This is a genomic window from Legionella sp., assembly GCF_965140895.1.
GTDB lineage: Bacteria > Pseudomonadota > Gammaproteobacteria > Legionellales > Legionellaceae > Legionella.
This window is the reverse complement of the sequence record NZ_CBCSKT010000143.1, coordinates 1-10324: the sequence shown is the minus strand read 5'-3', so window position 1 is coordinate 10324 and position 10324 is coordinate 1. Positions and strand designations below refer to the sequence as shown.

Genomic DNA, 10324 nt, shown 5'->3' with positions numbered 1-10324 from the left:
TTTTTTAGCGCCAAGAAACCCCCAGCTTACCTTGCTAGAACGTGGATTAAACATTGGCAAAAAATTCTTACTCGCTATTTTTATTACTACGGCAGCCTACGCGATAATTGCTTTAGTAACTAATTTGACCGACCGTACAGCATTATTGTTCCCATTATTAATTATCCCAGCTTATTTAATGTTTTCATTGGCTGAATTATTGCTCTCGCCTGTAGGCTTGTCTGCAATAACCTTACTCGCTGATAAAAACAAAGTAAGTACGATGATGGGTATTTTCTTTGTTTCTTTAGGAATTGGCGGCTTTCTTTCTGGAAAACTGGCTTCTTTAACTTCAATTCCTACCGGTGAAACCAATATAGCGGTACTTAAATCGCTGTATGCAGCGGCCTTTAGCCAACAATTGGGGATCCTGTTTATTGCAGCGCTTGGCTGTCTGGTTTTATTCGCAGTGATTAAATTTTTATTAACGCGTGTGAATCTTTCTGATTAATAGTACCTATCATTGTAACTAATGGCGCTTACTTAAGGAAAAATTAGAGAGTAAGGCGTAGGCTGGGCTTTTCCGTCCAGCCTATATTTAGGCTATTAAAATATTCCGTCATTGCGAACGAAACGAAGCAATGATGCCTAAGGACAGCTATTCTTCAACAGAACCCTTTTTATATCAAAAAAATGCTGCTATCATCCGGGGTTTTTTGATAGAAGATACCTTTGACTATGTCTGATCAACATCCAATGCTAGCGAAACTCTTACATGCGCTTGAAGATATTCAGGCTTCCGATATAAAAGTAATTGATGTCCGTAAACAAACAACCATCACCGATTACATGCTTATTGCTTCGGGCCGTGCTTCACGTCACGTGAAAGCAATTGGTCAAAAAGTTATGGAAGATATGAAATTAGCTGGTTTACCTGCATTACATTGCACAGGACTTGAAACCGGTGACTGGGTTCTTATTGATTTTGGCGACTTTATTGTCCACGTCATGCAACCTGAAAGCAGACAATTTTATAATCTAGAAGGACTTTGGGAAGAATCCAATTAATTGCCATGTTAAAAATTACCGTTATTACTTTAGGCAATAAAATGCCAGATTGGGTTACTCAAGGAAGTAACGACTATGCCAAACGATTTAATGACGGTATTCAGTTAAAAATAATTGAAATTCCACTAATTCGCCGTAGTAAGTCCTCTGATCTGACCCGCGTCATGGAAAAAGAGTCTGCATTAATGAAAGAGGCTCTTCCTACGGGCGCACGGATTATTGCTTTGGAAATTGAAGGCAAATCGTTTAGTAGCGAAGAATTAGCACAAAAAATTACTCAATTGCAGCAAACCTCCAGTCATTTATGTTTTCTAATTGGCGGCCCTGAGGGGCTATCCCAAGAAATGCTTACATTATGCAATGAGCGCTGGTCTTTATCAAAACTCACCTTGCCCCACCCTTTAGTCCGGATCGTTTTGTTAGAAACCTTATACAGAGCCTGGTCGATTATGAATAATCATCCTTATCATAAATAAGCCAGATAGAGTCTACGATTTCATTTCTCGATATTCCACAGAGCCTTAGCGGTTGGTAATGCTACAGAAAACCACGTTATTTAATGGCCCTAATGGCAAAAACCTGGATTTTAATATACTATGCACCCTTTTGAACTCCCGTTAGCTGACTGTATGCAATGCGTCTGAATCAATCATTTAATAATTATCAATCAGAATCACAGAATCAACGTTTTAGACTTAATTTGCTGGTCGCATTTATTATCATTTTATCTTTAATTCTGGTGTTAAGACTTGCTTACCTGCAAATCTCCGAATTTAGAAAATACCAAACGCTATCCTTAAAAAATCAGATGAGCATTACGCCCATTGCTCCTCCTCGTGGAGTAATTCTTGATAGAAATGGCATCTTGTTGGCAGAGAATGTCCCTGTTTATGTGCTTGAAATAATCCCTGAACATGTTAAAGACATCCAAAAAACCGTAAAACAGCTGCGCGAATTACTCCCCTCTATTACTGAGGATGATGAAATCAGCTTCAATCGAACACGCAAACAAAATCGCTCATTTATGCCAATTCCGATTAAATTAAAATTAACTCAGGAAGAAGTGGCCCTGTTTGCAATTAATCAATATCACTTTCCCGGCGTCAGCATTAAAGCACGCTTAATGCGTCATTACCCACTTGGTGAAATAACTGCCCATGTTTTAGGTTATGTAGGACGTATTAATATCGAAGAGTTAAAAACTGTTGATCCAACCAATTATCGGGCGACCAACTTTATTGGAAAAGCAGGGATTGAGAAATACTACGAAGATATATTGCATGGAACTGTGGGATATCAGATGGTAGAAACCGATGTGAGTGGGCGAACCTTGCGAGTAATTGACAAAATGAATCCTCACTCCGGCGCCAAACTTTATCTAAGTATCGACATCCGCCTGCAAAAAGCAGCTTATGAAGGGCTTCAAGGCAAACGCGGAGCAGCCGTAGTCATTAACTCTAAAAATGGCGAAGTCTTAGCCATGGTTAGCTCACCAAGCTTTGATCCTAATATCTTTGTTGGTGGGGTGAGCTCTAAAGACTACAAAATTTTATCGAACACGCTACAAAGACCCTTGTTTAATCGAGCCGTACGTGGTGTTTATCCTCCTGCATCAACCATTAAACCCTTTGTGGGATTGGCTGGACTGGATAAAGGCTTTATCACGACCTCAAGTACCATTTATGATCCAGGTAAATATAAACTCCCGAACTCCAGTCATATTTATAGAGATTGGAAAAAGGGGGGGCATGGAATGATTAATTTTAAGCGCTCCATCACTGTTTCCTGCGATACATTTTATTATCAGCTAGGTAATAAAATGGGAATCTCTAATATTGAAGACATGTTGGTTAAATTTGGTTTGGGCCATTTGAGCCATATCGATCTTTATGAAGAGGCATCCGGTATTGTGCCAAGCCTTCGCTGGAAAAAACAAACAAAAGGGGTAACCTGGTATCCTGGTGATACATTGATTACCTCTATTGGTCAAGGCTTTATGCTTGCCACACCCTTGCAAATAGCAAACGCAACCGCATCGCTAAGCCAGCGAGGGCAACGTTTCCGTCCTCACCTACTTACAAAAACAGTAAACAGTGATACCGGTGAAGTAAAACCATATAAGCTTGTTGAAGAGTATCCCATTTATCTTAAAGACGAAGCCAATTGGGATATTGTTAAAGAAGCCATGCATAGCGTACTAACCAGTAATGAAGGAACTGGATATCGATTTGGGCGAAACCCACCCTACCCTGTAGCAGGTAAAACAGGCACAGCACAAGTCTTTAGTGGCCGACAATATGAAAAAGCCAAATATGAAGATATCCCTGAAGCCTTACGCGATAATTCACTATTTATCGCATTTACGCCAGTAGATAAACCAGAAATTGCCGTAGCAGTAGTGGTTGAAAATGATTTCACGGCATCTATGGTTGCACGCAAGATACTGGATACTTATTACCAACTTTATCCGATGAAAACAGCTCATGAACAGAAGAAACAATAACCCAGTTTATCGGTTTACTACAAAATCGCTCCATTTAGACCTTCCATTATTAGGTCTTTTACTGCTGTTGATTAGTTTAGGCCTTTTAATTCTATACAGTGCCTCGAATGCGAATATAAGCATGATCTTACGCCAGTCCATGCGCTTGGTTTTTGCTACCTTGATTATGATCGTTCTAGGTTTTATTCCACCTCATAAATACAAAATCTGGACGCCATGGATTTACAGCACAGGCTTAGGCTTGCTGATTGCAGTAATGCTGATGGGAAAAATTGGCAAAGGTGCTCAACGATGGCTGGAATTAGGATTATTTCGTTTTCAGCCTTCTGAAATTATGAAATTGGCCGTACCGATGATGGCAGCTTGGTATTTTGATCGCCAAACCCGTCCTAGCAGTTTAAAAGCAATCTCGGTTGCGAGCATTATTATCGGCATCCCTGCCTTGCTTATTGCGAAACAACCCGACTTAGGTACTGCAATTATGGTGGCTGCCGCGGGGTTCTGCGTTATATTCCTCGCCGGTATTCGCTTCAAAATAATTTTAATGCTGATCCTCTTAATCAGTGCGGCAATACCAGCGGTTTGGCATGTGATGCATGATTATCAAAAGCAACGAGTTTATACCCTACTCGATCCGGAGCAAGACCCTCTGGGTTCGGGATATCATATTATTCAATCCAAGATTGCTATTGGTTCTGGAGGCCTAGTTGGAAAAGGCTGGTTACAAGGAAGTCAATCGCATCTTAATTTCCTACCGGAGCATGCCACAGACTTTATCTTTGCGGTAAGTGGCGAAGAGTTTGGTTTTGCAGGGGGATTTGCCATTATTGCCTTGATTGTCTTAATTTCATTAAGAAGCCTCAATATCGCCTCCAATGCACAAACGAGCTATACCCGGCTCCTTGCTGCAAGCCTTGCCATGTCATTTTTTATGTCAGGCTTTGTAAACATCGGGATGGTTATGGGAATTATTCCGGTTGTAGGTATCCCTTTGCCTTTAGTGAGTTATGGTGGAACAGCTATGGTAACGTTTCTGGCAGGGTTTGGGGTGTTAATGTCGATTAGCTCGCATAAGATTTTGTTTAATTGTTTGCGATAAGATCGTTTACATCATGAAGAAACAAGGAGGAATTAGTGACCAATATAATACCAAAATGGTAATATAGCGGTCTTTTTATTGTTAGTAAATAACTCATGCCTCAAGTCCATTGATGTTTTTAGGCCCTGTCGGTGCTGGAAAAACCTTGCTTTTGGAAACCCTCACAAATAACATCGACTAGTTCAATGAACAAGAAATCAAGCCTGGGAGGGCAGAATAATCTTATGCCCTAACATCACCATAATTAAACCAAAACAGATGACAGAACAACTCCTAACTCAATTAAATACAGCATTGCTCCAGAAGCCTTGATGGCAAAGGACCATATTCAACTAGACTTTTTCTTCTTTAACTCTTATGCAATTAGCCACTGGTGCAAAACTTCGACGATGAATCACGCAAGGCCCTAATCGTACTAATGCCTCTCTATGGGCAACCGTAGGATACCCCTTATGGCCAGCAAAGCCATATCCGGGATAAATGGCATCAAGCACCTCCATTTCTTCATCACGTAAGACTTTCGCTAGTATGGACGCGGCACTAATTGCGGGAATCAAGCCATCACCTTGAATAATCGCCTGACAGGGAACGCTTAATTTTGGAGCATGTGCCCCATCAACTAAGACTTCCTCAGGTTTAATAGGTAAAGCTTCTACCGCTCGTTGCATGGCCAGCAACGTAGCTTGATGTATATTCAAGGTATCAATTTCGTCAACCTCTGCCCTGCCATAAGCAAATGCCAAAGCCTGCTCCTTGATTTGCAATGACAATAATTTACGCTTCTTCGCACTTAATTTTTTAGAATCAGCAAGTCCTTCAATAGGTTCTCTTAAGATAACTGCTGCAGTCACTACTGCTCCAGCCAAAGGTCCACGCCCTACTTCATCCACGCCGGCGAGCAATTTTATCTTATTCATTATTATTCCAGATGCTTTAAAAATGGTCCTAATGATACCTAGACATAAGCCATTTGCAACTGTTCTTTTTATGATTAAAAATTGATTTATCATTCAGGAAATGCGATCATCGCGTACAAATAATTAGCAAATGAGCATTAGTATGAGTAAAATTCGCTGCGCCGTGATTGGTGTTGGTTACTTGGGTCGTTTTCACGCACAAAAATATCAACGGACTCCTCATGCAGAGTTAGTTGCCGTATGCGACTTACACGAAGAAGCAGCAAAAAGAGTAGGTATGGAGTTAAATGTTCCAGCATATACTGATTACCGTAACTTATTTGATAAAGTTGACGCAGTAAGTATTGCCGCAACAACCAGTATGCATTATGAAATAGCCAAAGCCTTTTTAGAGCAAGGCATCCATGTGTTACTGGAAAAGCCCATGACCGAAACCGCTGCTCAAGCAGAAGAATTAGTTCAATTAGCGAAAAATCATAAAGCAAAACTACAGATAGGCCATCTTGAACGCTTTAATTCTGCACGTATGGCTCTGGACAACTACTTGGACAAGCCACTATTCATTGAAGCAGAACGCCTGGCGCCATTCACACCTCGTGGTGCAGACGTGAATGTAATATTAGATGTAATGATCCATGACATCGATTTGATCCTAAATATGGTAAAAAGCCCTATTGTTTCCATCCTTGCTCAAGGAACGCCAATACTAACCAAAGCAATTGATATCGCTCATGTCCGCCTTACCTTTGCAAATCACTGCGTAGCCAATCTCACAGCAAGCAGGGTTAGTCTCAATTCTTCGAGAAAAACGCGAATATTCCAGGAAAATTGTTTCTTATCCATCGATTATCAAAACAAACACCTTTCTGTATTTAAAAAAGGAACAAGCGAAATGTTCCCTGGAATCCCAGATATTGTCCATGAACAAAAAGAACTTGAAAATGGCGATGCCTTACTTGAAGAAATCAAAGCCTTCTTAAAGTGCATTATCGAAGACAGTACCCCACTGGTTACGGGTGAAGATGGACTTGCAGCCCTACTCACCGCAGAGCAAGTTACTGCACTGATTCATAACAACCTTATGGAACGTCATGAACAAAGCTAAACGAGTCGTTATTATTGCAGGTGAAGAATCTGGTGATATTCATGCTTCGGTGCTAGTTAAGCAACTAAAGGCAAACTATCCCAATATAGAAATAAGTGGTATTGGTGGTAAGCACATGCATGATTCAGGGGTAGAGTTAATTTCGGATTTGGCTCGTTATGGGGTTACCGGAATCACTGAAGTAGTTCGTCACCTCAAAGTCATTCATAAAGCATTTCAGGCGATTAAAAAGCATTTACAGCAACAAAAGCCTGATTTGCTTATTTTAGTGGATTACCCTGGTTTTAACTTACGCCTTGCCAAGTATGCGAAACGTAAATTAGGAATTAAAATTCTTTATTACATCAGCCCGCAAATTTGGGCCTGGAAAGCCAAGCGTATTCATCTGATTAAAGAATGCGTTGATCATATGGCGGTTATCTTACCCTTTGAAAAAACAATCTATGAACATGCTCAAGTTCCAGTAAGTTTTGTTGGTCATCCATTAATTGAAAAAATTAATGCCGTTGGCGAACGTGATTCACAGCGAGCAATCTTAAATATTCCTGTAGACGCTAAAGTTTTTGGCCTGCTTCCAGGAAGTCGTCATAACGAAATTGAGCGACACATGCCCATACTTCGGGATACCGCGGAACGATTACACCAACAATACCCTGATTGGCAATTTGTTATCCCTATTGCAGAAACTATTGATGCAGAAAAAATTACTAATTATTTTGCGCACAGCAAGCTACCCGTAAGTTTTGTGAAAGGACAAGCACTAAGCTGTATGGCCGCTGCAGATTTTGTTATCGTTGCATCAGGAACTGCATCTTTGGAATGTGCTTTATTAAAAAAACCAATGTGTATTATTTATAAATCATCATTTATTACTTACGTATTGGCCGCAAAGTTTATTAAAGTTAAATTTCTAGGTCTATGTAATCTTTTATCAAATAAAATGATAGTACCTGAGTTTCTACAATATGATTGTAATGTTGATGAGTTAACACACTACGTGACTCAATTTTTTAATGATCATTCACGTCAAGCAAGAATGCTCGAGCAATTAGGAAAACTTAGAAGCTCTTTGTCATCGGAAGGGTCTGATTGCTCTTTATTAAACCTAGTAGAAAGCGAATTGTTCGAAAAAAATGCATACTTTTAGCTTGAAAATATAGAATATCAATTATCCTTCATGTACAATCAATGTTGCTTTCATTGCATATGTAAGCAATTGGACTGTTGTTGATTTAATTAATAATAAGGAAGTTAAGATGAATGTCATTGAAACACCTGAAGCTACCCAGTCAATAATCAAGCAAGACCAAGGTCTCCAGGATTTAGTTTATAATCTGGTTACTCGTTTTCTTTCAGAAAATAAAAACAAAAGTATTGACGACCTTTATGACATGATTTTGTCTGAAGTTGAACCTCCATTATTACAAGCTGTAATGGAAAAACGTCGTGGTAACCAGCTACAAGCAGCTAAAATGTTAGGTATTAGCCGCGGTACAATCAGAAAAAAATTACAAAGATATTTCGGAACAAAGTACTTCCGATTGACTGACGAATAATAAGTTAATATCTTTACTCTGTTTCACTTCACTAAGTAGGAAGAAAAACAGTATCTAATGAAAGGCCTGATTATCAGGCCTTTCTTACATTAAGATGAACTATTTGTTGACTACTTAATATGATTGTATAAAATACATCCTGAGAATATTGGGAATACTACTATGCTATCTGATGAGAAGATTATCGAATTAATCCACATATACACCTACGCTTATCTAAGCAAGTCACACTATTCCACCCTACGTCAACATTGCCTGGAACAACAACCACTTGCAATTGTTATAGAGCAAATTCGAGAACACATAGACCAACTAGTTGCAAATGAGAAAAGAGAATACTCTGCCATTCAAGTGTCCCAAGCTTGTGCAAAGCAACAAAAACAAGATATCGAAGAAAATGCACGTGAGACTGAAGAGGCAGAAATAGAAAAACATCTAGAACTCTCATTAAAAAAAGAACTTGATAATATTAATGACTCGCTTGAGTTAATGCGCCAAGAGAAAAGCAAGCAAGAAGAAATTTTAAGTGAGCTGAGTTTATTAAACGATATTCTAACAAAACAAATTCGTCAACCTGGGACAGCTAAATCAGCCCTTGAGCATAGCCATTCTGAGGATGGGCGTAAACATGTAAACCATGAACATGAACATGAACATGAACATGAACCTCAAAATGCAAATCAGGTACATAATCACTCTCATTCACAGCAAGCACCAGCCCATAAAGAACTAATTAAGGTGCTATCCCCCATGCCTGCCGAAGCCCAAAGCCAACTGATATCCCCAAAAGAACAGATAGAAGCTCAACACAGTACAGCGCAGAAAAAACTTAAAAATACCCTCGCTATAATCGAAAAGTTAAGCAAACGACGAGATGAGCTGAATATTAAACTTATGTTCGAAATTCCACAAAAACAGAAAGCCCTCCATGAGCGCTTCAGTGCACGACAATTACGTGAGTCGGCTTGTATTAATCAAGAATCATTACAAGCACAATTATCTCCCCAAAATTACTCATTAATGGTTGATTTGATTCATAAATTCAACACTCAAAAAGAGTCTCACGGCAAGCTAACTATGACTAAAGCTGAAAAATTCGCTTATAGGGAGTACATTTATTGTCTTATCAATTACCTACGAACGAGTCAATCGCATACCTTAAGTTTTTATGAAATTAGTGCGTTAGAAACAATTGCTCATCTCATGCAAGAGAGCCTTAGCGTTGCGGACGAAGAAACAAGTAAGCTTCTTATATTAAAAACTGAACTGCAAGTTAAGTGGCGTTTAGACAATACTCTTAGTCAGAGTGAAGAAGAACTTCTTAGTTTGCTACGTGCTAACCCCATGCTAAACAACCAAAATTCACGATTTGATGAAGACAATAAAAAACTAGGAAAAACAATTAAGAAACGCCTGCAAGATAGAAACAAACTCCTTAACATTGGTGCCGGCGTGCTTCTACTAACTCTTATAACCGCTCTACTAGCCTTCTTTGGAGGGCTGGAACTTATATTTTTCACCCCTTCGGCATTATGTGCAACAGCAACATTGGGGCTGTTTGTTACCTCGTTAATCTATACGGCCCAGAATAACTCTGATCGATATCAACTCAAGCAGAATGAAGCAAGTATAAGGGCAAATTCAGCAAAAATTTCAACTCAAACGGAGCAAATCCTTACTTTAGAAGAAGTTACCATACCGGAGTTACAAATACAGATAAATAAAGCCCATTTAAAGATTGAGACACTTAAACAAGAGATCGGCAATTTACAAAAGAGGCAACAGCATATTATTGGCAAAGCAAATAATGTAACTCTTAGCATAACAGCCAATATTTATCCAACGCCAAGCTCATCTACCACCAAACGAGATAGCGACCCGTTTACTAAGATTTATGACTCTAAGCAAGAAACCGACGGTAATAGTCCTCGGCTATAACTAGCTTATCATTCGTAATGAATACCCTCTCGGACTTCCTCAGGTTTGAGTTCTTAAGCAGTAACCTGTAGGTTGGGCTATGGCCTAATGGCGCTGCCTTAAGGTGTACAAGAATTAGTAATTTTTAGTTTAATCTATTGAAAAGTAATGAAATCAGTT

General features: G+C 39.3%; 9 protein-coding genes and 1 pseudogene. 9 read left to right on the top strand and 1 reads right to left on the bottom strand.

From position 1 onward, the window contains the following. The 5 genes and pseudogenes from ACQY7T_RS13350 to rodA form a co-directional block, all read left to right on the top strand. Nucleotides 1–490, top strand: a pseudogene (locus ACQY7T_RS13350) (peptide MFS transporter); the annotation flags it as partial. Between the two features lie 227 nt (nucleotides 491–717). Then, complete coding sequence (rsfS, locus tag ACQY7T_RS13345; protein WP_428414017.1) at nucleotides 718–1047, top strand: ribosome silencing factor; 330 nt, start codon at nucleotides 718–720, stop codon at nucleotides 1045–1047. Between the two features lie 5 nt (nucleotides 1048–1052). Further along, nucleotides 1053–1523 carry a 23S rRNA (pseudouridine(1915)-N(3))-methyltransferase RlmH gene (gene rlmH, locus ACQY7T_RS13340; RefSeq protein WP_428414018.1) on the top strand — a complete coding sequence of 157 codons (471 nt, stop codon included), beginning with the start codon at nucleotides 1053–1055 and terminating at the stop codon, nucleotides 1521–1523. A 158-nt stretch (nucleotides 1524–1681) separates the two neighbouring features. After that, nucleotides 1682–3550 (top strand): penicillin-binding protein 2, encoded by a 1869-nt coding sequence (gene mrdA / locus ACQY7T_RS13335; RefSeq protein ID WP_428414016.1) that lies wholly within the window; start codon nucleotides 1682–1684, stop codon nucleotides 3548–3550. Beyond that, complete coding sequence (gene rodA, locus ACQY7T_RS13330; RefSeq protein ID WP_428414015.1) at nucleotides 3531–4649, top strand: rod shape-determining protein RodA; 1119 nt, start codon at nucleotides 3531–3533, stop codon at nucleotides 4647–4649. The genes mrdA and rodA overlap by 20 nt, the downstream gene beginning before the upstream one ends. Before the next feature lie 332 nt (nucleotides 4650–4981). Here rodA and rnhB read toward each other — a convergent pair whose 3' ends face one another. Then, nucleotides 4982–5566, bottom strand: coding sequence for a ribonuclease HII (gene rnhB / locus ACQY7T_RS13325; protein ID WP_428414014.1), 585 nt, complete (start codon nucleotides 5564–5566; stop codon nucleotides 4982–4984). A 142-nt stretch (nucleotides 5567–5708) separates the two neighbouring features. Between rnhB and ACQY7T_RS13320 the strand changes: the two genes are divergently transcribed. From ACQY7T_RS13320 to ACQY7T_RS13305, 4 genes are all read left to right on the top strand, one after another. Beyond that, nucleotides 5709–6671 carry a Gfo/Idh/MocA family protein gene (locus tag ACQY7T_RS13320; protein WP_428414013.1) on the top strand — a complete coding sequence of 321 codons (963 nt, stop codon included), beginning with the start codon at nucleotides 5709–5711 and terminating at the stop codon, nucleotides 6669–6671. Further along, entirely contained in the window at nucleotides 6658–7818 is a 1161-nt protein-coding gene (lpxB, locus tag ACQY7T_RS13315; RefSeq protein WP_428414012.1) for a lipid-A-disaccharide synthase, read from the top strand. Before ACQY7T_RS13320 ends, lpxB begins: the two co-directional genes overlap by 14 nt. Before the next feature lie 109 nt (nucleotides 7819–7927). Beyond that, entirely contained in the window at nucleotides 7928–8227 is a 300-nt protein-coding gene (locus tag ACQY7T_RS13310) for a helix-turn-helix domain-containing protein (protein WP_133135441.1), read from the top strand. Between the two features lie 162 nt (nucleotides 8228–8389). After that, entirely contained in the window at nucleotides 8390–10165 is a 1776-nt protein-coding gene (locus tag ACQY7T_RS13305) for a hypothetical protein (protein WP_428414011.1), read from the top strand. The last annotated feature ends 159 nt before the right edge of the window (nucleotides 10166–10324 follow it).